We start from the raw sequence: 23,170 nt of genomic DNA, 5'->3' as shown, positions 1-23,170 counted from the left end.
GCGTCTGGTCAGCGCTGTCTAGTGCCGGCGTTGAAGAAGCCGGCAACCCCCTGACGCACGAAAGCCTCGTCCCTCCACGGCTGTGGATCTCGAAAACGTACGGGGACAGTTTAGATCCACCGACGGGTTCCCCACCACCGCTGGCCGACATCCCGCGAGCCACCATCACCCATTGCGGTTCCATGGGCCGGGCCTGCCCCCGACGATCATTCACCGCTGAGACGTCCTGCACACCTGGACTCCTCGCGCCCTGAGCTCCAGTGCTCAGCACCTACCCTGGAGGCATGACTTCCACCGCCACTGCCACCACCCCCCTGGGCGTTCTGCAGGAGGTCTTCGGGTACGACGCCTTCCGCGGTGAGCAGGCGGAGATCATCGACCAGGTGGTGGGTGGCGGGGACGCCGTGGTGCTGATGCCCACCGGCGGCGGCAAGTCCCTGTGCTACCAGATCCCCGCGCTGCTGCGGGAGGGCACGGGTGTGGTGGTCTCTCCGCTGATCGCGCTCATGGCGGACCAGGTGGCCGCGCTCGAAGCCGTGGGCATCCGCGCGGCCTTCCTCAACTCCACCCTGGAGCCCTACGAGGCCCAGGAGGTCGAACGGCAGCTCGGCGCCGGCGAGATCGACCTGCTCTACATGGCCCCCGAGCGGCTCATCCTGTCGCGCACCATCGCCCTGCTGAAGCGCTCGCCGATCGCCCTGTTCGCGATCGACGAGGCGCACTGCGTCTCCCAGTGGGGGCATGACTTCCGCCCCGACTACATGGGGCTGTCCGTGCTTGCGGACGCCTTCCCGGATGTCCCCCGCATCGCACTCACCGCGACCGCTACGCGGGCCACCCACCAGGAGATCACCGAGCGGCTGCGCATGGAGAACGCGCGGCACTTCGTCTCCAACTTCGACCGCCCCAACATCCAGTACCGGATAGAGCCGAAGGACCGTGCCAAGGACCAGCTGCTGCGGCTCATCCAGTCGGAGCACCCGGGGGAGGCGGGCATCGTCTACTGCATGTCCCGCAAGAGCGTGGAGTCCACTGCCGCGTGGCTCAGCGCCCGCGGGGTCGACGCCATGCCCTACCACGCGGGTCTCGACGCCGCGGTGCGCCACGAGACCCAGGTGCGGTTCCTGCGGGAGGAGGGGATCGTCGTCGTCGCCACGATCGCGTTCGGCATGGGGATCGACAAGCCCGACGTGCGCTTCGTGGCCCACCTGGACCTGCCCAAGAGCATCGAGGGGTACTACCAGGAGACCGGCCGTGCCGGGCGCGACGGCATGCCCGCCACGGCATGGATGGCGTACGGCCTGGGGGACGTGGTCAACCAGCGGCGCATGATCGACCAGGGCGACGGATCTGACCTGCACAAACGCAATGCGCGCTCGCACCTGGACGCCATGCTCGCCCTGTGCGAGACCACGGACTGCCGCCGCGTACAGCTGCTGCGGTACTTCGGCCAGGACTCCGAGCCGTGCGGCAACTGCGACACGTGCCTGAACCCGCCCAAGGTCTGGGACGCCACCGTGCCCGCCCAGAAACTTCTGTCCACCCTCATCAGGCTGCAGCGCGAACGCGGTGAGCAGTTCGGCTCCGGCAAGGTCTTCGACATCCTGCTGGGTCGCAACAACGAGCGCACGGAGGCGTCGCGCCACCAGGAGCTGAGCGTGTGGGGGATCGGGCAGGACCTCTCCGAGCGGGAGTGGCGGTCCGTGCTGCGGCAGCTGCTGGCCCGCCGCGTGGTGGAAGCCGTGGGTGACTTCGGTGTGCTGGTTCCCGGGCCGGAGGCGGGTCCCGTGCTGCGCGGGGAGATCGCCCTGGAGCTCGCGGTGGACCGCGCACCCACGGCACGTGGTGGCGGTCGCGCCCGGTCCACCGGGAGCGGTGGGCGCTCTCGGGCCGCGGACGCACTGGACGAGGCCGCCAAGGAGATGTTCGAGGCCCTGCGCGAGTGGCGGACCTCCGTGGCCAAGGAGAAGCAGATCCCGCCCTACATGGTGTTCTCGGACGCCACGCTCGTTGGCATCGTGGAGGCCGCTCCGGCCTCGACCGCGCAGCTCAGCGGCATCAGCGGCGTGGGCGCCAAGAAGCTCGAGGAGTACGGGGATGCGGTCCTGGAGGTGCTGAGCTCCGCGGGGTGAGAGGGGCGGTTATGCGGCGGCGGAACCCGTCGACGTCACGCGCTTCGTGATCGCCTCCACCACGGCCGCGGCCTCGAGGTCAGGGAGCCAGTGGCCGGCGTCGAGCTCCACGAACTCGTAGGGCGCGTGCACGTAGACCGCCGTCTCCTCGGCGGCGGTGCGACCCAGGGCCGGATCGCGGTTGCCCCACACGAATGTGGTCGGCACGGTGATGATGCCCTGCATGGCATGTACGCCCGAGACACCGTCCTTGCGGAACATCGCCCGGTACCAGTCGATGGGGCCCCGCAGGTCCTCTGCGGTGGCGAAGTGCCGGCCGTAGCGCTCGGCGGTCTCCTCGGGGATCCCGGCCTTGCGGGTCAGGCCGCCGATCCTCCCCGTGAGGAGCCGTTCCGGGAGCGCGGGGATCTGGAACATGCCGATGTACCAGGACTTCTTGAGCTGGTCCGGTGTCTTCAGGGCGTGGCCCAGTGCGGTGGGGTGCGGCGTGGAGAGCACCGTGAGGGATGTGACGCGCTCCGGGGACCGCTGGGCGATGTCCCATGCGAGCACGCCGCCCCAGTCGTGGCCCACGAGGTGGAACTGCTCGGCTCCCGCCGCGTCCGCGAGTGCGAGGGCATCGGCGGAGAGTTCCGCCCGGCGGTAGTCCTCGACCCTGCGGGGGCGCGCGCCGCGGGAGTAGCCGCGCTGCTCCAGGGCCAGGGTGCGCAGCCCCCGGGCGTTGAGCATGGCCGCCACCTGGTCCCAGCAGTGGGCGTCCTGCGGGAATCCGTGCAGCAGGATCACGACCGGTCCGTCCTCCGGGCCCTGGTCGAGAACGTCGAACCGCAGTCCTTGGCGGGTGAAGTTCTGGATGCGTGTCATGGGCCCACAGTAGTGCGGGGTGGGTGGGCCTCGGCGAGACGACGTCGCGGGACCGCACCGGGCGGCCCCGCGATGTCGTCGTGCGTGGAGTCCGTGGAAGGACGCTGGTCAGTCCGTGACGTGCCGGTCCGTGAGCTCCAGTGCCTGGTCGAGGATGTCCAGGCCGCGGTGCAGGACGTCGTCCGGGGTGTTCAGTGGCGGGACCACGTGCACGCGGTTGTAGTTGTTGAAGGGCAGCATGCCGAGGCGCTTGCACTCGGCGACGAGCTCGTTCATCTCGGGGCTGGTCCCACCATAGGCGGCCATCGGCTCCTTGGTCCCGCGGTTCTTCACGAGTTCCACGGCCCAGAAGGCGCCGAGCCCGCGCACGTCCCCCACGCAGGGGTGGCGCTGTTTGATCTGCTCGAGCCGGGGCCCGATGACCTCCCGGCCGATCCGCTCCGCGTTCTCGACCATCTGCTCGTCCCGCATGGCGGTGATGGTGGCCACGGCGGCCGCGCACGCGAGGGGGTGCCCGGAGTAGGTGAGCCCGCCCTGGTACGGGTACTCGGCGAACGTCCCGTAGACCTCGTCCGAGATCACCACGCCGCCCAGCGGCACGTACCCGGAGTTCACCCCCTTGGCGAAGGTGATGAGGTCCGGGGTGACGTCCCAGTGCTCGAACGCAAACCATTTCCCGGTGCGGCCGAAGCCGGCCATGACCTCGTCGGCGATCATGAGCAGCCCGTACTTGCGGGTCAGCTCCCGCACCCCGGCCAGGTAGCCGGGCGGCGGGGCGTAGATCCCCGCGGTGCCGGGCACGGTCTCCAGGATGATCGCGGCGATGTTCTTGGCGCCCTCCAGCTGGATCACCTGCTCCAGGTGCTCCAGGGCGCGCTCGGACTCCTGCTGCTCGTCCTGCGCGTGGAAGTAGCTGCGGTAGAGGTAGGGCGGCAGGAAGCGGGCCACGCCGGCGCTGGAGCGGTCCGCGTCGAAGCGCCGGGTGTCGCCCGTGACGTTCACGGCGAGGTCCGTTCCACCGTGGTAGGAGCGGTATGCGGAGAGCACCTTGTGCTTGCCCGTGTGGATGCGGGCCATGCGGATGGCGTGCTCCACGGCGTCCGCGCCGCCGTTGGTGAAGAACACGTGGTCCAGGCCCGCGGGGGCGAGCTCGCAGATGAGCCGGGCGGCCTCGGAGCGGGCGTCGTTCGCGTGGGAGGGCGCGATGGTGGCGATCTTCGCGGCCTGCTCCTGGATGGCTGCGACCACGGCCGGGTGGGAGTGGCCGATGTTCGTGTTGACCATCTGCGAGGAGAAGTCGATGAGCTTGCGCCCCTCGCCGTCCCACAGGTGGGAGCCCTCGGCCCTGACGACCGTCATGGGCGTGATCTTCTGCTGCGCGCTCCATGAGTGGAACACGTGCTCGCGGTCCACGCGGTAGGCCTCGCGGCCCTGGTCGAGCAGCTCGTCGCTGATCTTCGGGTCCCGGGTGGCGGGCTCGAGCGCCGGGCGGGCGGGGGTGGCAACGGTGTCGGTCATGATCATCTCTTTCCGGTGCGCGCCGTGGCGGCGCGGAGGGATGGGACGGTGCGGGTGGCGCCGGGCTCAGCCGTTCTGCGGGAACCCCAGGTTGATGCCGCCGTGGGAGGGGTCCAGCCAGCGGGTGGTGACCACCTTGCCGCGCGTGAAGAAGTTGACCCCTTCGGTGCCGTGGGCGTGGGAGTCCCCGAACAGCGAGTTCTTCCACCCGCCGAAGGAGTAGTAGGCCATGGGCACGGGGATCGGCACGTTCACGCCGATCATCCCCACGCTCACCTCGTTCTGGTAGCGCCGGGCCGCGCCGCCGTCGTTGGTGAAGATGGCGGTGCCGTTGCCGTAGGGGTTGCTGTTGACCAGCTCGATGGCCTCGTCGTAGGTGTCCACGCGGACCACGCACAGCACGGGCCCGAAGATCTCCTCCGTGTACACGGACATCTGCGGGGTGACGTGGTCGAAGAGGGTGGGGCCCAGGAAGAAGCCGGAGCCCTCGGCGTCGTAGCTGCCCTGGCGACCGTCCACCACCACGGTGGCCCCGGCCTGCTCGCCGGCGTCCACGAACCCGGCCACGCGGTCCCGGTGGGCCACGGTGACCAGGGGGCCCATGTCCGCGCCGCGGCGGCCGTCCCCAGTGCGCAGGGTGCGGGCGCGCTCGGCGATCTTCGCCACGAGCTCGTCCGCGATGTCTCCCACGGCCACGAGCACCGAGATGGCCATGCAGCGCTCGCCGGCGGAGCCGAAGCCCGCGTTGATGGCGTTGTCCGCGGCCACGTCCAGGTCCGCGTCCGGCAGCACCACCATGTGGTTCTTCGCGCCGCCCAGCGCCTGGACGCGCTTGCCGGTGGCCGTGGCGGTCTCGTACACGTACTGGGCAATGGGGGTGGATCCCACGAAGGACACGGAGGCGATGTCCGGGTGCTCCAGCAGCCGGTCCACCGCGGGCTTGCCGCCGTGGAGCACGTTGAACACGCCGTCCGGCAGCCCGGCCTCCTTCCACAGCTCGGCCTCCCAGTTCGCGGCGGAGGGGTCCTTCTCCGAGGGCTTGAGCACCACGGTGTTGCCGGTGGCGATCGCGATGGGGAAGAACCACATGGGCACCATGGCCGGGAAGTTGAACGGGGAGATGATCGCCACCGGGCCCAGCGGCTGGCGCACGGAGTGGACGTCCACCTCGGTGGAGGCGTTCTCGGTGTAGCCGCCCTTGAGCAGGTGGGGCATGGCGCACGCGAACTCCACGACCTCCAACCCGCGCGTGACCTCGCCCAGCGCGTCGTCCAGCACCTTGCCGTGCTCGGCGGTGATCAGCGCGGCGAGCTCCTCCTTGCGCGCGTTGAGCAGCTCGCGGTAGCGGAAGAGGACCTGCATGCGCTTGGTCAGCGAGGTGTCCCGCCACGCGGGGAACGCCGCCTTCGCCGCGGCCACGGCCTCGTCCGCGGTGGCCGCCGTGCCCATGTGCACGCGGCCGGTGACCTCGCCCGTGGCCGGGTTGGTCACGTCCGCGGTGTCGCGGTCCTCCGGGGCTCCGGCGGTGTACTCGTTGTTGATCCAGTGGCGGATGGTCTCCACGGGCTGTCCTTCCCTCGCGGTCTGCTGTCCGGCCCCGCGGCGCCCGGCAGGGCACCGGCGTGGGGCGTCTGTCTCCATCCTTGGAGCGCAGAGGGGTGGGCCACCAGAGACGATCTGTCACCCTGTGGCCTGGACTTCTTGACAGGGTGTTGCCCTCCGCGGCCTAGGCTGTGGCCATGGCACGCACCTCCCGCCCGGGCGTCCCGGGCCCGCCCCCGGACGACGACGCCGACCGCGCCCCGGGCGCGCAGCTCGCCTCCTCGACCGCGGGCCTGGGCTTCACCGGCCGTTCTGCGGTCGATGACGCCGCGACCCCTGCTGACCAGGCCGCCCTCCGTCCCGGAGCGCCTCGCCACGCCCCCGCCCGCGACTTGCACCGCGCCGCCCCCGCCCCGGGTGTGCACCCCGCCTCCACCGGCTCCGATCCGGCCGCCCTCACGGTCGGGGGCGTCGCCGCCCTGGAGCCGTTCCGCCGTGGCGATCCCCAGCTGCTCTCCGAACGCGCCTCGGCTGCCACGGGCCTGCCGGTGCGGTGGGTGCACGTGATCGAGACGAGCGACGCCACCGGGCTCCTGGAGGGCGGGGAGTTCGTGCTCTCCACGGTGCGGATCCTGGACGCCGCGCTCGCCGAGGGTCGCGGGGACGAGGCCGCCGCCGCGTTCCTCGACGGGATCGAGAAGGCCGGGGCGGTGGCGCTCGCGATCGAGGTGCTCTCCGGGCGGGAGCCCGTGGTGCGGGTGCTGCGCGCGGCGGCCGCCCACCGGGAGCTGCCCGTGTACCTGTTGAGCCGTCAGGTACGGTTCGTGGCCGTCACGCAGGAGGCACATCGCCGGATCGCCGCACGTCAGCTCGAGCAGCTGGAGACGGACCGCCGCATCCACGAGGTCTTCACCCAGCTGACCCTGGAGGCCGCTCCGGTCCAGCGGATCGTGGCGGAAGCCGGGCGGCTGCTGGGCGCCGAGGTCGTGTGGTGGCGGCGTGCGGCGTCGTCGTCACCGGGGGACAACGGGGGGACCGTTCCCGTGGTGGTCGCGGGGGAGATGGTCGGGTGGCTGTCCGCCGAGCCGCGGGGCGCCGGGCCCGCGCTGCGCGCCACCGTGCTGGAGCGGGCGGCGCAGGCGGTGGCGCTCACGCTGCTGTCCGAGCGCAGCCGCCGGGACGAGAAGCGGCAGGCGGAGACCGCCCTGCTGCACGAGCTGCGACGCCCGTGGAACGTGGACGAGGACTCCGCGCGGCGGCGCGCGCACGAGCTCGGGATCGGCGTGCTGCGCCACGGGGTGCTGAGCGAGGCGGCCCCGGCCGCGTGGCTGCCGGTGGTCGTGCGCTGGGAGCGCCCGGGGGCGGACCCGCTGGGCGAGCACCAGGGCGGTGGCGCCGTGCTCGACGCGCTCGCGTGGGCGCTGGGCCGGGAGGGCACGGCGGCGCTCGCTGGCCGTCTCGGCGCTGCCTCCGTGGCCGTGCTGGTGCCGCTGGCCGCGCGCATCCCGCAGGACGCCGTGGTGGAACGTGTGCTTGCGGTGGCGGAGCAGCGCCTGGGGGGAGCGTGGCGGGTGCTCGCGGGGGTTTCCGATTTCGAGTCGGGGATGATCGGCGCGGCCGCCCGACTGGACGAGGCAGGCATGATCGCGGAGGCCGCGGTGTCCCTGCTCGCACGGGACGGTTCTGTCGATGTCGGCTCCTCGCCGGACGGGACCGCGGTGGACCGTCCGGCACAGGACGACGCCGCCCGGTCCGGCACCCCACGACGGCGGTGCTTCCGAGCGCGGGACGTGCGGCTGCGCGGGCTGCTCGCGATGCTGCGGGGTGACGAGCGCGTGCAGATGTTCGCGCGGGCGGAGCTCGGGAGCATCCTGGACGCCGAGCGCCGCGAGGACCGTGAGCTGCTGACACAGTTCCTGGCGTGCGGGGGGAACAAGAGCCTGCTGGCCCAGCGGATCCACCTCTCCCGCCCGGCGCTCTACGGGCGGCTGGCCCGGCTGGAACGCAGGCTGGGGGTGTCGCTGGACGATCCGGAGTCGCGCACGTCCCTGCACGTGGCGCTGCTGATCGCGGAGGTGGAGGGGTGCTGAGGACGGCCCGGGCGGCGTCGTGCGCTAGGACTCGGTGGGGTAGTCGCGCGGCCAGCTGTGGCCGAGGCTCGCCTCCACGCTCTCGTTGAAGCGGCGGGTGAGGTGGGCCAGGGTGGCGACGTCCTCCGCGGACCAGTCCCGCGTGAAGCGCTCGAAGGACTCCCGGCGGGCGTGGAACTCCTCCTCGAGGCGGCGCAGGCCCTCCTCGGTGGGGCGGTGCTTGCGGGCCACGCCGCCCTCGGGGTCCTTGATGCGCTCAATCAGCCCGCTCTTCATGGCGGCGGCCACCTGGCGGTGGACGGTGGAGATGTCCAGGCCGAAGGACTGCGCGAGCTCGGCCACGCTCATGGGGCCGCCGGCCTGCAGGCGGGCGAGGAGCACGGTGGAGCTGCGGTCCAGCGCCTCGGTGCGTGACTGCGGGGGCGCGCCCTGGAGGGCGTATCGGGAGAGCAGCATGTGCTCGTAGACCAGCTCGCTCACGGAATCCTCGCTCTGCACGGGTCCATCCTTTCATCTCTCGTTCGTGGGCGGTCCGCGTGCGGGGTGCGCGGGCCGCAGGGTGGGGGTGGCGTCGTCGTCATGGCGGGGGTGGACACGGAGACGGGGGTCACGGACGGACGGGACGCAGATCCCCGGAATTGCACTGTACAAATCCCTGAGTAGTATTTTGCACTATACAAATCCGAGACCCCCAGGAGGCGCCCGTGTCCGTCGACACCCAGCAGCACGTACCCACCGGCCAGCTGCCCGTGGTCGTGGAGCACAGCAGGTCCGGCCCGGCGCACTCCGCGGGGCCCGAGCGGCTGGTCACGCCCACGTTCGTGGTGGCGTGGGTGGTCAACTTCCTGCAGTACCTGACCTTCTACATGCTGGTCACCACCATGGCACTGTACGCAGTGAAGAGCTTCGCGGCGTCGGACGCGGTGGGCGGCTTCGCGTCCAGCGCGTTCGTGGTGGGTGCCACCCTGGCGCGGCTGGTCTCCGGCTACCTGGTGGACGCGCTGGGGCGGCGCCGGATGCTGCTGATCGCCCTGGTGGTCGTGGCGGTGGCGTGCGCGCTGTACCTGCCCGCGGGATCGCTGCCGGTGCTGATCGCGGTGCGCATGGTCCACGGCTTCGGCTACGCGTTCGCGAGCACCGCCGTGATGACGATCGCGCAGTCCGTGATCCCGGACTCCCGCCGTGGCGAGGGCACCGGGTACTTCGCACTGGGCACCACGCTGGCGACGGCGATCGGGCCCGCCCTGGGGCTGTTCCTGGTGGGCTCGCTGGACTACACGTGGCTGTTCTGGACCACGCTGGTCACTGCGGTGCTCGGCCTGGTGCTGGGCATCTTCCTGCGGGAGCCGCTGGCGCACCAGGAGGCGAAGGCGGAACGCTCGAAGTTCTCGCTGAGCGACATCGCGCACCCGTCCGTGCTGCCCATCGGCTCCTTCATGCTGGTGGTGGGCGTCTGCTACGCGGGCGTGATCACCTACCTCAACGCCTATGCCGAGGACCGCGGAGTCACCACCGGCGCGGCCCTGTTCTTCGTGGCGTACGCCGTGGCCATGCTGATCATGCGCCTAGTGCTGGGCAAGGTGCAGGACCAGCGCGGCGACAACGTAGTGGTCTACCTGGGCCTCATCTGCTTCGCGGTGGCCCTGGGCATCCTGGCCGTGGCGAACCAGGACTGGCAGGTGGTCGTGGCCGGCGCCATGACTGGTCTGGGCTACGGCACGCTCATGCCAGCCGCGCAGGCCATCGCCGTGAACGCGGTGCCCGCCCACAAGCTGGGCACCGGCATCTCCACCCTGCTGCTGCTCATGGACGTGGGCGTGGGCATCGGCCCCGTGATCCTGGGCCTGCTGCTCTCCGCCACCGGGTTCGGCACCATGTACACGTTGCTGGCGGTGCTGGTGGTCGTGGCGGCGCTGCTCTACCACGCGGTGCACGGCCGGCACCCGCACGCGAAGCGGGGGCGGCTCGCGGTGGACTGACGGTCGCTCTTTTGGGGGGCTCGTGGCGTGTGCCGCGGGCCCCCTTTCTGTTGCGCGGCTGCTTCGGGGGCGACGACGCCGTGGGGCCGGTTGGGCGTGCGTCGTTGCCTCTGCGCCGGGCGGTGCCCTCTCTTAGAGTCGATCCATGGAATCCTCGCCGTTACATTTCAAAGAGTGGGACGCCCCCACCGGAGTTAAGGCCTCTGCGTTGTTCGACGCGGGGCTCACCTCTGGAATCTATGTCCTCGTGTTTGCCAATGGCGAGGAGTACGTGGGCAAGACGGTGAATTTCCCTCGCCGCTTCATGGACCATCGCCGACGGTGGTCGGACATCGTGTCCGTGAGGTTCGCGCCGGTTATTGCAGAGGATCTCGACCGGATGGAACGCGCCGTCGTGTCCGCGCGAGAAGCTGACGGGGTCCTCCTACGCAACCTCTTGCTCCTCTCACAGCCGCTCGGGAGTTCACGTCTGGACGTGCTGATCGACAAGCAGGCCCAGGCGGAGTGGCTGACAGCGGATGAGGACTACACGGGACTGCGCGTCGACCCGCAAAGAATCGCCCTTGCGCGCCGCAGGTTGCGTTCGCGGAACAAGCTGGACCAGCTCATGTGTCACCCTCAGGGTGATGCCGTGGTGGCTACCGTGGCGGCTTATATCAGCGCGGTCATCCCGTCGCCGGATGTGGGGGAGGGAACGTCCTGGACCTTGACGGCCATGCCACACACCTCGAAGGGCCCACGGAATCGACGGTTGGCCACCCTCAGCATCCACAGCGTGGAAGTGCTGTTCCTGGGGGAGTGGAGGGGCGATGCCGGTGAGTGGGTGCCCTACACGGTTCTCAACATAGGGCCCCACGGGGATCTGCCGGCCGAGATCACCGCACTCGTCACCACCCACGGGCGTTACCGCTCAGCGGGCACGGTGAGGTCGGTTGAACTGGAGGGTTTCCATGCCGTCCCCGAGTTGCTGCGGATCCCCGGTGTCCTGCGCGCTGCACGATCACTGGCGCTGGGCCAACTGCGGAAAGGGCGGGGTGCATTTTCACGGTTCCATAATGATGCTTTCGCCGATACAGTGTTCGCATCTATGAGCGGGGGTAAAGACGGCTAATCGCCGAGCCTGTTGTGGTAATTGAAGGTTCGGAAGGCTGGACGTGTGCTGCCTTTGGGTTGCGGCAGATGTGCGGAGATCGCTATGCGAAGAAATCCTCGTCAACGGCTAAGACGTCGAAGGTCTGCCTCACCTGTACACCCACCCGGTACTTCAGCATCAAGGCCACCAGGCGCACGCCGTCAATAAGAATAGGCCGAGAAGGGACTGCTGCGGCGTACTCCTTTGCGCCCGCGGTGAATGTGCTCGTGGTGATAAAGATACCTTTGGTCGCGCCCTTACCATGAAGTGCCCCTACGAAGGCTTGAATTGCCTCCCGGCCTACGGTGTTCCTCTCTGCGTAGCGCTTGGCTTGGATGTAGATCTGATCGAGACCCAAAGGGTCCTGGTCAATGACCCCGTCTACACCTCCGTCTCCAGACCCGCCAATGCGACGCCCCCGCTTGCCCACCCCGCCGTACCCCATTTTCAAAAGCACCTGCACGACCGCCTCCTCAAAGAAATCGGGGTGGGTGCCGCGCAGGCGTTCCAAGAGATCTTCTGCTGTCTTGGCTGTGATCTGGTCAATCCCTTCATCGATTTTTTCAAGGGGGTCCAGCTCTGCCGCCTCGGGCACTGTCGTGGTGTCCGGCTGCTTCGAAACCTCAGGGCTCCAGAACGGCTTGAAGTATTGGTTGGCCTCTCTGAATGTCATGCCCCTCGGATGTTCTTCGGACCATGCCCGTCCCGCATCATTAAGCCGGTAGTACCCCCGCGCGGGGCGGTCTACCAGGTTGGCGCGAGATAAATGACTCAATACCCACTGCATGCGCTGTTCGTAACGAAGACCACCCGTGTTCAACTGTTCGTTCTTGGCAACGTCACTCAATCCGGCAGCCTCGGCGGCGCGATCAAATATGTCTTTGCGGTGCAGGTTCTCCCCGGATGCCATGACCGATAAAACGGGCCTCAGGAGCTCCGGCCACGTGGGAACTTCAGTGGGTCGAGCATTAGGGGATGTCATGTGAAACCGCCTTGAGGTACGAGTGGGTTCATGCAGCCAATTGCGATATGCACAGTGTAGAGATGATTGCGCCAGTACCCGATCCCCACACGTGAAGAGGACCGCGGCGCAATACCCCCATAGGGTATATAGTCGATGGTATGAACACGTCCGCCACCACCCACTCCACCGACCATCCCGACCCCCACGCGGGTCGCGACATGCACGACCACACCACCTCCGACCACTCGGGCCACGACATGTCCCCCATGGCCGCCAGCGCCACCCTCCACTGCCTCACCGGCTGCTCCATCGGTGAGATCGCCGGGCTGATCCTCTCCACCGTGTTCGGCTGGGACAACGTGGCGGGCACCGCCGTGGCCATCGCCCTGTCCTTCGTGTTCGGCTACGCCCTGTCCTCCCTGCCCCTGCTGCGCTCGGGCATCAGTGTGGGCCAGGCCCTGCGCCTCGTGCTCGCCGCGGACACCGTCTCCATCCTCACCATGGAGGTCGTGGACAACCTCGTCATGTGGCTGGTCCCCGGCGCCATGGACGCCGGCCTGCTGGACGCCCTCTTCTGGGGCTCCATGGCCCTGTCCCTCGTGATCGCGTACTTCGCGGCATACCCCGTGAACAAGGCCCTGCTGCGCCGCGGCAAGGGCCACGCCATCACCCACCACGCCTCCGGCGGCGGCCCCATGGACAACCGCCCCCTGGCGTACGGCATCAGCGCGTTCATGCTGGGCGGCTTCGTCGCCTCCCTCGGCACCCTGCTGTAGGGAACCGCCGCAGCGGGGCCCGCTGCCACCGCGCATTCCCACCAGAAACCCGCCCGTACCGGGGCCCAGCAACCCGGGCGGGCCCGCAGAAAGGATCCTCCCCATGCGTCGACTTTCCCTCACCCTCGCCGGTCTCGCCATCCTGGTGACCGCCACCGCCTGCTCCGCCGGTTCCGATTCCGCGGACCACTCCGCCCACGAGGGCCACGAGACCAGCGCGACCTCCAGCGCGACGAGCCAGGCGACGTCGTCCTCCGCGAGTGGCACGCCCAGTGCGAGCCAGGGCGGGCACGAGCACGGGCAGGAGCACATGCACGCCATGGACGGCGGCCCCGCCCCGGAGGGCATCGCCGCCGCGGAGAAGCCCACCTACCCCGTGGGCACACAGGTCACACTGACCACCGACCACATGGAGGGCATGGAGGGCGCCCCGGCGACCGTGGTGGGCGCCTACAAGACCGTGGCCTACGCCGTGAACTACACCCCCACGGACGGCGGGCCCGAGGTCACCAACCACAGGTGGGTGGTCCAGGAGGAGCTCCAGGACGCAGGTTCCGAGCGCCTCGCGGACGGCACCGAGGTCACCATCGAGGCAGACCACATGCCCGGCATGAAGGGCGCCACGGGCACCGTTGCCTCCTCCACCACCCAGACCGTCTACATGGTGGACTACAAGGCGGACGGCATGACCATGACCAACCACAAGTGGGTCGTGGAGAAGGAGATGAAGCCCCGCGGCTGATTCCACCGCGCGAAGTGTCACCTCCCACCAACCTGCATGTATTCGAATACTCTTGGCCTCATCTCCTCCGCTGCCGCGGACCCGGAGCGTGTCCATCCCCCCAGACACACGGAGCGCCCTCGTGAGCCCTGAACACCCGTCCGTCCTCGTTGCGGACGACGACCCCGACATCCGCGACCTCGTGGTCTTCAAACTGCAGCAGGCGGGATACGAGGTCCGGGCGGTGGAGGACGGCACCGCTGCGCTGGGCGCGCTGGAGGACGCCATCCCGGACCTCGTGGTGCTGGACGTCATGATGCCCGGTCTCAGCGGACTGGACGTGCTGCGCCAGATCCGCGCCACGGAGCGGCTGAGCAGCGTCAAGGTGCTCCTGCTGACCGCCCGCGCCCGTGACACGGACGTGGACGACGGGTACAGCACCGGCGCGGACGAGTACGTCACCAAACCCTTCAGTCCCCGTGAGCTGCTGCACCGTGTGAACAGCCTCCTCGGCCGGGGCCGGTGACCCCGCGGTGGTGACCCCCACGGTGGTCTCCGCGCAGCTGCTGTCCTGGGCGCTGTGGGTCCTGGTGTGGGCCGCGGTCCTGCTCCTCGCGACTGTCCTGGGATCGCGTGCCGGCCGGCAGTGGCGTGAGCGCCGGGACGCGAAGCTGCTCGGTGAGCTGCGCCCCGCAATGCTCGAGGTCGCATCTGGTGAGGACGACGACGCCTCCGCCCTGCGCCGCCTGACCGCGGTGCCCCGGCGCCGCGTGCCGGTGGTGGACCGCGCCGTCTCCGCGATGCTCTCCAAGGTCAGGGGGGAACCCGCCCGTGCCCTGGCCCGGGTGCTCGAAGCCCACGGGCGCGCCCAGTGGGCCCTCGCGGGGCTCTCCTCCCACAGTGCAGTGCGCCGCGCCCACGCCGCCTGGACCCTCGGCCTGATGCGCGCCCGCGAGTCCGCGCCCCGGCTCCTGCCCCTGCTCCAGGACCGTTCCGCGGACGTGGTGGTTGCCGCCGCCCGTGCCCTGGCGCTGCTCGGCGACGGTTCCGCGGCGCGCGCCGTGCTGCGCGCGGTGGCCCCGCGGCGTCGTCCCCGCGGACTGCCCAGCTGGGTGGCCGTGGAGTCCCTGTGCGCCTTCGACGACGACGCGGCACCCGTGATCGCGGACGCCACCCTGCACCCGGACCCCGCCGTGCGCCACGTGGCGGCAACCGTGATCGGAGTGCGCCCCGTGCCGGGTGCCGCTCCCGTCGTGCGTGATCGCCTGGCGCAGGAGACCGATCCCCGTGCCCTCGCCGCCTTCGTCGACGCCCTGGGATGGGTGGGGGGAGCGCAGGACCTCGCCGTCCTGTCCGAGTTCGCCCGCCACCGGGACGAGAGCGTGGCGCTCGCCGCCGTGGAGTCCCTCGAACGGCTGGGCCTGCCCGCCTCCGCGGCGGCCCTGGCCCCCCTGGTCGAGGACACCCGGCCCCGGCTGGCGGAGCGGGCCGCGGTGGCACTCACCGAACTGGGCCCTGCCGGGCGGGAGAGGCTGCTGGGCGCCCTGGACGGGGAGACCCCCGCCGTGCACCCCGCCCACTACGCGCTGCAGCTGAGCGCCATGAGAGGGGCCGGCCGTGGAGTGGCTTGAGCTGCTGCGCGGCGCTGTGGCCGCGATCCTGGCGTTCATCGCGGTGCCGGTGCTGATCTACTTCCTGCTGATCAACACGTCCTACCTGGTGATGATCGTCCTGGCGGCGGTGGACTTCGTGGCCCACCGCCGCCGAATCCCCTTTGCGGGGCGGGAGGAGCTGATCCGCTCCCGCACCATGCCCGGCATCAGCGTGGTGGCACCCATGCACAACGAGGAGGTCGGCATCCGCGTGGCCGTGGAGTCCTTCCTGTCGCTGCAGCACCCGCGCCACGAAGTGATCGTGGTGGACGACGGCAGCACCGACAACGGCTTCGAGGTGCTGCGCCGGGCCTTCGACCTGGTGCCGGTGTCCCGGCAGATGCCCGAGGACGTTCCGGTGCGGGAGGCACCCACCAGCATCCACGTCCCACGGGACGGGCGGACCCGGCTGACCGTGGTGCGCAAGCGCAACTCGGGCCGCTCCGACTCCATCAACGTGGGCGTCAACCTGGCTCGCGAGGACCTGGTGCTGTTCGTGGACTCGGACTCCATCCTGGACCCCGGGGCGCTGCTGGCGGTGTCCCGGCCCTTCATCGAGGACCCGATCTCCACGGTGGCGGCCGGGGGAGTGATCCGCGCCGTCAACGGGTGCCGCGTGAAGGGCGGGCGCGTGCTGGAGGTCCGGATGCCCGGCAACCCCCTGGCGGACATCCAGGTGATGGAGTACCTGCGGGCCTTCCACCTGGGGCGCGCAGGCTGGTCCCGGATCAACGCCCTGCTGCTCATCAGCGGCGCGTTCGGTGTCTTCCGCCGGGATGCTCTCGTGACGGTGGGAGGCCTGGACGCCAGCAGCATCGGTGAGGACTTCGAACTGGTCATGCGCCTGCACCGCACGTTCCGCAAACAGCGTCGGCCCTACCGCGTCACCTTCCTCACGGAGCCCATCTGCTGGACAGAGGTCCCCAGCACCCTGCCCGTGCTGCGCAGGCAGCGCGCCCGCTGGCACCGGGGTCTGTGGGAGACCCTGTGGGCCTACCGGGACATGCTCGGCAACCCCCGCTACGGCCGGCTGGGGCTCGTGGCCGTGCCCTACTACTGGCTCTTCGAGCTCATCGCCCCCCTGCTGGAGCTGGCCGGACTGGTGCTCATCGCGCTCGGTTTCGCCCTGGGCCTGGTGACGGTGCAGTACTTCGTGCTGTTCATGCTCGTGGCCTACGCCTACGCCATGATCGTGACCCTTGCCGCCGTGACCATCGAGGAGTTGAGCTACCACAAGTACCCCCGCTGGCGGGACCTCGGGATCACGCTGTGGGCCGTCGTGCTGGAGAACCTGGGCTACCGCCAGCTCACGGCGTGGTGGCGCATGGAGGGCTGGGTGGCCTCCCTGCTGGGGCGCCGCCAGCAGTGGGGCACCATGACCCGTTCGGGTTTCACGGAGGTGGACGGATGAGCGCCCGCTTCCCGGCAGTGACCCGCGTGCGGGACGGTGTCCGCCACCGCGGGGTGCGCGCCATCCTCCTGCAGGTGCTCGCCCTGTTGTGCCTCGCACTGCTCTTCACCGGCGCCACCGCGCTGTGGGGCCTGCACACGGTGCAGCTGAACGTGGCCACCACGCGCACCACCATCACACCCCTGATGGATGCCACGCACCAGGTGGAGGCCACGCTGCTGCGTGCCCAGACGGCCGCGCGCGGCTACGCGGTCAGCGGAGACCGGACCTTTGCGCGGGAGTACGCGGAGGCCACGGCGGACCTCGCTGCGGCCCAGGACGTCCTGGGTGAGGTGGCGGCCGGGCGGCTGCCGCAGCTGCGGTCCTTGAACGAGTCCGTGGACACGTGGCTCGGCCTCACCCGGGAACCAGGGAGGGACACCCCGCGGAGATCTCTGGACCTCCCCCTCACGACATCCGCCATGGACCGGGCCCTCGGCACACTGGAGGACGTCCGGGCGGACGCCTCCCGCCTGCGGGAGCAGCGCAGAGCGGATCTGAACCGGTCCATGACCCTGGCCGCGGCCGCCGTGGTGACTGCCGCGATGCTGTCGATCGCGGTGGCGTTCCTCGCCCTGGGCCGCGCGGACCGCGCCCTCGGGGCGCCGCTGCTCGCGCTGCAGCGCACGGTGGCGAGGCAGCGTGCGGGCGATCATGACGCCGTCGCGGAAACCTCCCACGGCGCTCTTGAAGTGGTGGGCCTCGCCGCGTCCTTCAACGCCTTCACCCGCGAGGCCCGGGACGTGGTGGAGCAGCGGGAGCGCACCCTGGAGCAGCTCACGGAGCTCAACCGCCAGAAATCCGTGTTCGTCTCCACCACCAACCACGAGCTGCGAACCCCGCTCACGTCCATCAGCGGCTATGTGGAGATGCTCCAGGACGGGGACTTCGGCAGTGTCGGCCCGGAACAGGCCCGCGTGCTGGAAGTGGTGCGGCGCAACACGGAACGGCTGCGGCTGCTGATCGAGGACCTGCTGCTGATCAACAAGCTGGACCAGGACCAGGAGAACCGCTCGGCGCGCCACCGTGTGCTGGACCTCGCAGAGTGCGTGTCCGGGGTGGTCACCAATCTCGTTCCCCAGGCCGCGGCGGGCGAGGTGACCGTCCACGCGGACACGGACGGTTCATGGCCCGTGTCCGGGGACCGGGACCGTCTGGAGCGGGCCGTCACCAACGTGGTGGGCAACGCCATCAAGTTCACCCCGCCCCACGGCGCGGTCACGCTGACGCTGGAACGCACCTCCGGTGGCACGGGAGTCCGCCTGACGTGCACGGACACCGGGATGGGCATTCCCGAGAAAGAGGTGGGGTCCCTCTTCACGAGCTTCACCCGGGCCTCCAACGCCACGGCCCAGCAGGTGCCCGGAACGGGACTGGGGCTCGTAATCATGCGCACCATCGTGGAGCAGCACGGGGGGTCCGTGGCCCTGGAGTCGGTGGAGGGGGAAGGCACCACCGTCACGCTGGATCTCCCCCTGACGACCCAGCAGGGCGAACCGGTGCAGCGGGCCGTGGATGCCGGCCCGCCGTGCTATTCTCCTGAATGAGAATTATTCGCAAAAAGGAAGCTCCGTGAAGGTCCGCACCTCGCTCCGCTCCCTCAAGCAGATCCCCGGCTCGCAGGTGGTCCGCCGCCGGGGCAAGACCTACGTGATCAACAAGAAGAACCCGCGCATGAAGGCTCGTCAGGGCTGAGCCGCGCGCGGGGTGCCCCCGGGAGCCGGTCCGTGCGGGGCCGGCAATCACCGTGGGGCGCGTAAATTACTCCTGGGCTGCCCCATGTGACGAGCAACCGGGGGCAACGTCCGCTGGGCGCGAATCCTTGCTGCGGCAAGCGTCCGGGCGTGCCACGATGCATACATGGCTACCAACGATTCCATCAGCACACAGATCCAGCTCGTCTCCCGCCCGGAGGGGTGGCCCGAGCCCGAGAACTTCCGCACCGAGACCGTGGAGCTGCCCGAGCTGCAGGACGGCCAGGTGCGCGTGCGCAACGAGTTCATCTCCGTGGACCCCTACATGCGCGGCCGCATGCGGGACGAGAAGAGCTACGTGCCGCCGTTCGCGCTGAACGAGACCATGACCGGCGGCGCCGTGGGCCGCGTGGTCGAGTCCCGCTCCGAGAAGCTGCCCGAGGGCACCCCCGTGCTGCACCAGTACGGTTGGCGGGACCTCGCACAGGGCTCCGCGGACGAGTTCACCGCCATCCAGGAGCTCCCGGACACCCCGCTGTCCGTGTACCTGGGCATCCTGGGGATGACGGGCATGACCGCCTACACCGGGCTCACCCGCATTGCCGGGCTGAAGGAGGGCGACCGCGTGTTCGTCTCCGGTGCTGCCGGTGCCGTGGGCTCCGCGGCCGGTCAGATCGCCAAGCAGCTGGGCGCCTCGTACGTGATCGGCTCCGCCGGTTCGGACGAGAAGGCCAAGCTGCTGACCGAGAAGTACGGCTTCGACGCGGTGCTCAACTACAAGGACGCCCCCATCCGTGAGCAGCTCGCGAAGGCCGTGGGCGAGGACGGCGTGGACGTCTACTACGACAACGTGGGCGGCGACCACCTCGAGGCGGCCCTCGACGTGCTGAACCGGCACGGCCGGGTGGCGGTGTGCGGCGCGATCAGCCAGTACAACTCCACCGAGCGCCCCTGCGGCCCGGACAACATGGGCAACATCATCAAGAACTCGCTCATGCTCGAAGGCTTCACCATGGGTGACCACTGGGACGTCACCGAGGAGTACACCTCCCGGATGACCGAGTGGTTCACCTCCGGGAAGATCGCCTACGACGAGACCGTGGTGGAGGGCCTGGACCACGCCGTGGACGCCTTCATCGACATGATGAAGGGCGCGAACACCGGCAAGATGGTCGTGAAGATCTGATCACCGCGCACCACTGAGGAGAGGCACACCATGGCGTTCAGCACGGGCGACCGCGTCCAGTGGAACACCCCGCAGGGGCCCACCCAGGGGACGGTCCGGTCCACGCACACGGACGAGTTCGAGTTCAAGGGTCAGACGTTCAAGGCCACGGACGACGATCCGGTGCACGAGGTCGAGTCGGAGAAGACCGGCTCGCAGGCCGCGCACCACGCCTCTGCCCTGGAGGCCGCGCCCGAGGACTGAGCGCGCGGCGTCGTCGTGCCCCGCGGGTGCCCCCCCCGGGACGGCGACGCCGCTGCCACCCGCCCCTGCCTCGTCGAACCCGCCGCTCCGCGCACCCGCGCGGGGCGGTGGGTTCGTATCATGGGCTCGACCAGCCCCGCCCTCGAGAGGAACCCGTGCCCCGCACCGCCCTGCCGCACCGCGTGAGTCCCGTGCAGATGCTGCGCGCGCTGCGCGACGAGCCCGGACTCGCGGCGCTGCTCGGCGACTGGGCGCACGGGGACGCGGTAATCGGCGTCCGGCCCACGCGCGTGGTGGGTGCGGACGAGGACCCGTTCGCCGCACTGGGTTCCGGGGACGACGACGCCGTGCGCACCGCGGAGGGCGCCGCACCGCCCAGCGCGGGCAGGAACCGGCACGATCTCGACGCTCCCGCCCACGCCCTCTGTGCCCCCGCCACACCAGGTGCAAGCGGCCTCGGCCCCCCAGCCCTCGGCCGCGCCGCCGAAGATCCCGCCCGGTTCGGCGGCGGGTGGATCGGCTACCTCGGCTACCAGCTCTCGCGTCGCCTCGAGTCGCTCCCGCCCGCCCCTCCGCGCTCGGGCGGCCTGCCGGAGCACCACCTCGCGCACTATGACCACGTCCTGGTGCACGACGACGCCGCGGACCGCTGGTTCTGCGAGTCCCTTCCCGGAGCGGACCCTGCCCGGGTGGCCGAGACGATGGCCGCGGTGCAACGGACGCTCGCCGGCGAGGGTCCCTCGACGGCGGCCGCGGGGCACGACCTTCCGGCGCCGCCCCTGGATGCCGCCCCACCCCCGAGGGACGCCACCCTGGGCGGCACGAAGGGCTCCCCTCCGGAACCGGACGGGCCTGCGGTGCCCGGCCCCGCGGCGTCGTCATCCGGGGTGTGCGCCCCGCGCCCGTACCGGTGCGGGCCGTTCGAAGCCGCCGTGACCGGCGAGGCCCACGCCGAGGCCGTGCGGCGCGCGCTGGAGCACATCCGGGACGGGGACATCTTCCAGGCGAACATCTGCCGCGAGCTCACGGCGGGCTTCGACGGAGACCCGCTGGACCTGTTCTGCGCGGGCCACGAGCGGCTGCGCCCGCGCTTCGCCGCGTTCCTGCGCGTGCCGGGCGGCGCGGTGGCCAGCTTCTCGCCCGAGCTCTACCTGCGCCGCACCGGCCGCGACGTGCTGACCTCCCCGATCAAGGGCACCGCGCCCGCGGACTCGGACCCCCGCGAGCTGCACGCCTCCGTCAAGAACCGCGCGGAGAACGTGATGATCGTGGACCTCATGCGCAACGACCTCTCCCGCGTGTGCGTCCCCGGCTCCGTCCTGAGCCCCGCCGTGCCGCGCGTGGAGCCGCACACGGGCGTCCACCACCTGGTCGCGGATGTCCACGGCACGCTGCGCCCCGGGCTCGACGACGCCGCCCTCCTGCGCTCCACGTTCCCGCCCGGTTCGTGCACGGGGGCGCCGAAGGTCAGGGCCACCGAGATCATCAACGCCCTGGAGACCACCGCGCGGGGCGTCTACACCGGTGGGATCGGGTACGCGAGTCCCGTGGCGGGGCTGGCCATGAACGTGGCCATCCGTACGTTCGAGTTCTCGGGCGCCACGGTGCGCCTGGGTGTGGGTGGCGGGATCGTCGCCGACTCGGACCCGGACGGGGAGGCGTTCGAGACCCTCGTGAAGGCCGCCCCGCTGCTGGATGCGGTCGGCGCCCGCTTCGGGCCCGAGCTGTCCCGGGAGTGGCGTGAGCACGCGGAGTCCTCGGAGGTGGCGACCCCGGCGTGCGTGGGAGGCGGTGGGGCGCCGTCGCGCGCGGCAGCCTCGCTGAGGGACGCGCCCGTGATCCGCTCGACCCCCGACCCCTCCCTGGGGGTCTTCACCACGATGCTCGTCCGCGAGGGGCGTCCCGAGCAGCTGGTGGAGCACCTGGCAAGGCTCGGGAGCAGCGTGCGGGCGTGCTTCTCCCATGAGCTGCCGGGCGCGCTCGCAGAGCAGGTCCTCCAGCGTGCCGCCGGATTGGATGGCCCGCACCGGCTGCGGGTCACGGCAGTTCCGGACGCTGGGAGTCTGTGTCTCGAGATGACCCACGCCCCGCTGAACCCTCCCGGCGCGGCCCCTCCCGTGGATCCGTGGGTGCTGCACCCGGTGGTGGTGCCCGGCGGGTGGGGCCGCCACAAGTGGGCGGACCGCCGCGCCCTGGACACGACACCCGGTCCGTGGTCCCCGGTGTGCGATCCGCTGCTGGTGGACCAGGACGGCACGGTGCTGGAGACCGGGCGTGCAAATGTGTTCGTGGTGCGCGCTGGCGTGGTCACCACCCCGCCCGTTGACGGCCGGATCCTGCCCGGGGCGATGCGCGCCCGGGTGCTCCCGACCCTGCGGGCCGCCGGGTACGAGGTCCGTGAACAAGACATCACTCTCACGGACATCGCTGGGGCGTCGGAGGTGTTTGTGACCAACGCCCTGCGGGGTGCCCGGCCCGTGGGGGAGATCCACGGTGTGGGTGCGTGGGCCCCTGGGCCCGTGACGGTGTGGGTGCAGCGCGCGCTCGCGGACGCCCCGTGGCGAACGGGCGGCATCGCCCCCATTGACACGACCCGGTGAGGTGAGGATGCTCGGGGCACGGCGCCGTCGTCCGGGCCGCGGAGCTCGGGGCGGCGCACCACGCAACCGCGAAGGAGCGCAGCCATGGGCAAGAACCCGCAGGACGAGAACACCGAGTCGGTCAGCCAGGTGAACACTGACGAGCAGCGCCAGAAGGCCGCCGAGCAGGCGAACACCCAGGAGCAGCAGGAGTTCTTCGAGGAGCAGGCCGGCACGGAGGAGCAGTCCCAGGGCTACGGGCACTGAGCACCGCACCGGGCAGCCGCTGACAGGCGAACCGCCCCGCACCACGAAGGTGCGGGGCGGTTCTTCTGCGCCGAGTGGCTGCGGGGTCGGTGGCTACTTCTTCTTGTTCTCGAGGGTCTGCTCGTACTGGGCGAGAGCCAGGCCCACGCTCATGAAGGTGGGCGCCCAGTGGCCCACGAAGATGCCCCAGCGGTCCGACTGGGCCTTGGAGTCGTCGCTCTTGAGACGCGAGATTCCCCACGACACGAAGGACAAGGCGATCGAGCCCATGCCCGCAGCGTAGGCGTACTCGGAGCGGATGCCGACATCGTGCAGAGTCTTCATGATCATGGTGCGATCTCCATTCAGGCCCGGAGGGCCGACGAGGTGATGCGAGGCTTG

21 protein-coding genes are annotated in these 23,170 nt (G+C 70.4%); 15 read left to right on the top strand and 6 right to left on the bottom strand.

Annotated features, from left to right (window positions below):
- Positions 1–284: 284 nt before the first annotated feature.
- Positions 285–2,132, top strand: a complete 1,848-nt coding sequence (gene recQ, locus KRH_RS11505) for a DNA helicase RecQ (RefSeq protein ID WP_012399399.1) — start codon at positions 285–287, stop codon at positions 2,130–2,132.
- Positions 2,133–2,141: 9 nt separating this feature from the next.
- Here the strand turns inward: recQ and KRH_RS11500 are convergent, their stop codons facing one another.
- From KRH_RS11500 to KRH_RS11490, 3 genes are all read right to left on the bottom strand, one after another.
- A complete protein-coding gene (locus KRH_RS11500; protein WP_012399398.1) occupies positions 2,142–2,996 on the bottom strand; it encodes an alpha/beta fold hydrolase in 855 nt (284 codons plus the stop codon).
- Positions 2,997–3,104: 108 nt separating this feature from the next.
- Positions 3,105–4,520, bottom strand: a complete 1,416-nt coding sequence (locus KRH_RS11495; RefSeq protein ID WP_012399397.1) for an aspartate aminotransferase family protein — start codon at positions 4,518–4,520, stop codon at positions 3,105–3,107.
- A gap of 60 nt (positions 4,521–4,580) precedes the next feature.
- Positions 4,581–6,077 (bottom strand): CoA-acylating methylmalonate-semialdehyde dehydrogenase, encoded by a 1,497-nt coding sequence (locus KRH_RS11490; protein ID WP_012399396.1) that lies wholly within the window; start codon positions 6,075–6,077, stop codon positions 4,581–4,583.
- Positions 6,078–6,253: 176 nt separating this feature from the next.
- Between KRH_RS11490 and KRH_RS11485 the strand changes: the two genes are divergently transcribed.
- Positions 6,254–8,146 (top strand): PucR family transcriptional regulator, encoded by a 1,893-nt coding sequence (locus KRH_RS11485; protein WP_070105257.1) that lies wholly within the window; start codon positions 6,254–6,256, stop codon positions 8,144–8,146.
- A 24-nt stretch (positions 8,147–8,170) separates the two neighbouring features.
- On the opposite strand, the gene KRH_RS11480 is transcribed toward KRH_RS11485, so the two are convergent.
- Positions 8,171–8,644 (bottom strand): MarR family winged helix-turn-helix transcriptional regulator, encoded by a 474-nt coding sequence (locus KRH_RS11480; protein WP_012399394.1) that lies wholly within the window; start codon positions 8,642–8,644, stop codon positions 8,171–8,173.
- Positions 8,645–8,850: 206 nt separating this feature from the next.
- On the opposite strand from KRH_RS11480, the gene KRH_RS11475 reads away from it, so the two are divergent.
- Both KRH_RS11475 and KRH_RS11470 read left to right on the top strand, forming a co-directional pair.
- Complete coding sequence (locus tag KRH_RS11475) at positions 8,851–10,125, top strand: MFS transporter (protein ID WP_012399393.1); 1,275 nt, start codon at positions 8,851–8,853, stop codon at positions 10,123–10,125.
- Between the two features lie 145 nt (positions 10,126–10,270).
- On the top strand, positions 10,271–11,236 hold the full coding sequence (locus tag KRH_RS11470; RefSeq protein WP_012399392.1) for a GIY-YIG nuclease family protein: 966 nt from the start codon (positions 10,271–10,273) through the stop codon (positions 11,234–11,236).
- Positions 11,237–11,318: 82 nt separating this feature from the next.
- Here KRH_RS11470 and KRH_RS11465 read toward each other — a convergent pair whose 3' ends face one another.
- Entirely contained in the window at positions 11,319–12,167 is an 849-nt protein-coding gene (locus tag KRH_RS11465; RefSeq protein WP_231844721.1) for a restriction endonuclease, read from the bottom strand.
- Between the two features lie 212 nt (positions 12,168–12,379).
- On the opposite strand from KRH_RS11465, the gene KRH_RS11460 reads away from it, so the two are divergent.
- The 11 genes from KRH_RS11460 (at position 12,380) to KRH_RS12425 (ending at position 22,789) form a co-directional block, all read left to right on the top strand.
- Entirely contained in the window at positions 12,380–12,997 is a 618-nt protein-coding gene (locus KRH_RS11460) for a DUF4396 domain-containing protein (RefSeq protein WP_012399390.1), read from the top strand.
- Between the two features lie 103 nt (positions 12,998–13,100).
- Complete coding sequence (locus tag KRH_RS11455; RefSeq protein WP_012399389.1) at positions 13,101–13,739, top strand: YdhK family protein; 639 nt, start codon at positions 13,101–13,103, stop codon at positions 13,737–13,739.
- Positions 13,740–13,860: 121 nt separating this feature from the next.
- Entirely contained in the window at positions 13,861–14,244 is a 384-nt protein-coding gene (locus KRH_RS11450) for a response regulator transcription factor (protein WP_012399388.1), read from the top strand.
- Between the two features lie 10 nt (positions 14,245–14,254).
- The gene (locus KRH_RS11445; protein WP_226905798.1) at positions 14,255–15,349 is read left to right on the top strand and encodes a HEAT repeat domain-containing protein; all 1,095 of its coding nucleotides are present in this window, start codon (positions 14,255–14,257) and stop codon (positions 15,347–15,349) included.
- Positions 15,336–16,781, top strand: coding sequence for a glycosyltransferase family 2 protein (locus tag KRH_RS11440; RefSeq protein WP_012399386.1), 1,446 nt, complete (start codon positions 15,336–15,338; stop codon positions 16,779–16,781). The genes KRH_RS11445 and KRH_RS11440 overlap by 14 nt, the downstream gene beginning before the upstream one ends.
- Positions 16,778–18,367 carry an ATP-binding protein gene (locus KRH_RS11435; RefSeq protein WP_012399385.1) on the top strand — a complete coding sequence of 530 codons (1,590 nt, stop codon included), beginning with the start codon at positions 16,778–16,780 and terminating at the stop codon, positions 18,365–18,367. Before KRH_RS11440 ends, KRH_RS11435 begins: the two co-directional genes overlap by 4 nt.
- Positions 18,368–18,392: 25 nt before the next feature.
- Positions 18,393–18,515: a type B 50S ribosomal protein L36 gene (gene ykgO / locus KRH_RS11430; protein ID WP_012399384.1), complete on the top strand. Its 123-nt coding sequence runs from the start codon at positions 18,393–18,395 to the stop codon at positions 18,513–18,515.
- A 165-nt stretch (positions 18,516–18,680) separates the two neighbouring features.
- Positions 18,681–19,700, top strand: a complete 1,020-nt coding sequence (locus KRH_RS11425; RefSeq protein ID WP_012399383.1) for an NADP-dependent oxidoreductase — start codon at positions 18,681–18,683, stop codon at positions 19,698–19,700.
- 30 nt (positions 19,701–19,730) lie between these two features.
- Complete coding sequence (locus KRH_RS11420) at positions 19,731–19,943, top strand: DUF2945 domain-containing protein (RefSeq protein ID WP_012399382.1); 213 nt, start codon at positions 19,731–19,733, stop codon at positions 19,941–19,943.
- Positions 19,944–20,098: 155 nt separating this feature from the next.
- Positions 20,099–22,543: a bifunctional anthranilate synthase component I family protein/class IV aminotransferase gene (locus KRH_RS11415; RefSeq protein ID WP_226905802.1), complete on the top strand. Its 2,445-nt coding sequence runs from the start codon at positions 20,099–20,101 to the stop codon at positions 22,541–22,543.
- An 84-nt stretch (positions 22,544–22,627) separates the two neighbouring features.
- Positions 22,628–22,789, top strand: coding sequence for a hypothetical protein (locus KRH_RS12425; protein ID WP_012399380.1), 162 nt, complete (start codon positions 22,628–22,630; stop codon positions 22,787–22,789).
- Between the two features lie 93 nt (positions 22,790–22,882).
- On the opposite strand, the gene KRH_RS11410 is transcribed toward KRH_RS12425, so the two are convergent.
- Entirely contained in the window at positions 22,883–23,119 is a 237-nt protein-coding gene (locus KRH_RS11410) for a hypothetical protein (protein ID WP_012399379.1), read from the bottom strand.
- Positions 23,120–23,170 lie beyond the last annotated feature (51 nt).

Source organism: Kocuria rhizophila DC2201 (assembly GCF_000010285.1).
In the GTDB taxonomy this organism is placed as follows: Bacteria; Actinomycetota; Actinomycetes; order Actinomycetales; family Micrococcaceae; genus Kocuria; species Kocuria rhizophila_A.
This window is presented reverse-complemented; position numbering and strand designations above follow the sequence as displayed.

What these genes read in the sequence shown, in the direction of transcription:
- recQ (WP_012399399.1), top strand. Translation starts at nt 285, where the DNA reads ATGACTTCCACCGCCACTGCCACCACCCCCCTGGGCGTTCTGCAGGAG.
- KRH_RS11500 (WP_012399398.1), bottom strand. Translation starts at nt 2,996, where the DNA reads ATGACACGCATCCAGAACTTCACCCGCCAAGGACTGCGGTTCGACGTT.
- KRH_RS11495 (WP_012399397.1), bottom strand. Translation starts at nt 4,520, where the DNA reads ATGATCATGACCGACACCGTTGCCACCCCCGCCCGCCCGGCGCTCGAG.
- KRH_RS11485 (WP_070105257.1), top strand. Translation starts at nt 6,254, where the DNA reads ATGGCACGCACCTCCCGCCCGGGCGTCCCGGGCCCGCCCCCGGACGAC.
- KRH_RS11470 (WP_012399392.1), top strand. Translation starts at nt 10,271, where the DNA reads ATGGAATCCTCGCCGTTACATTTCAAAGAGTGGGACGCCCCCACCGGA.
- KRH_RS11465 (WP_231844721.1), bottom strand. Translation starts at nt 12,167, where the DNA reads ATGGCATCCGGGGAGAACCTGCACCGCAAAGACATATTTGATCGCGCC.
- KRH_RS11460 (WP_012399390.1), top strand. Translation starts at nt 12,380, where the DNA reads ATGAACACGTCCGCCACCACCCACTCCACCGACCATCCCGACCCCCAC.
- KRH_RS11455 (WP_012399389.1), top strand. Translation starts at nt 13,101, where the DNA reads ATGCGTCGACTTTCCCTCACCCTCGCCGGTCTCGCCATCCTGGTGACC.
- KRH_RS11435 (WP_012399385.1), top strand. Translation starts at nt 16,778, where the DNA reads ATGAGCGCCCGCTTCCCGGCAGTGACCCGCGTGCGGGACGGTGTCCGC.
- KRH_RS11425 (WP_012399383.1), top strand. Translation starts at nt 18,681, where the DNA reads ATGGCTACCAACGATTCCATCAGCACACAGATCCAGCTCGTCTCCCGC.
- KRH_RS11420 (WP_012399382.1), top strand. Translation starts at nt 19,731, where the DNA reads ATGGCGTTCAGCACGGGCGACCGCGTCCAGTGGAACACCCCGCAGGGG.
- KRH_RS12425 (WP_012399380.1), top strand. Translation starts at nt 22,628, where the DNA reads ATGGGCAAGAACCCGCAGGACGAGAACACCGAGTCGGTCAGCCAGGTG.
- KRH_RS11410 (WP_012399379.1), bottom strand. Translation starts at nt 23,119, where the DNA reads ATGATCATGAAGACTCTGCACGATGTCGGCATCCGCTCCGAGTACGCC.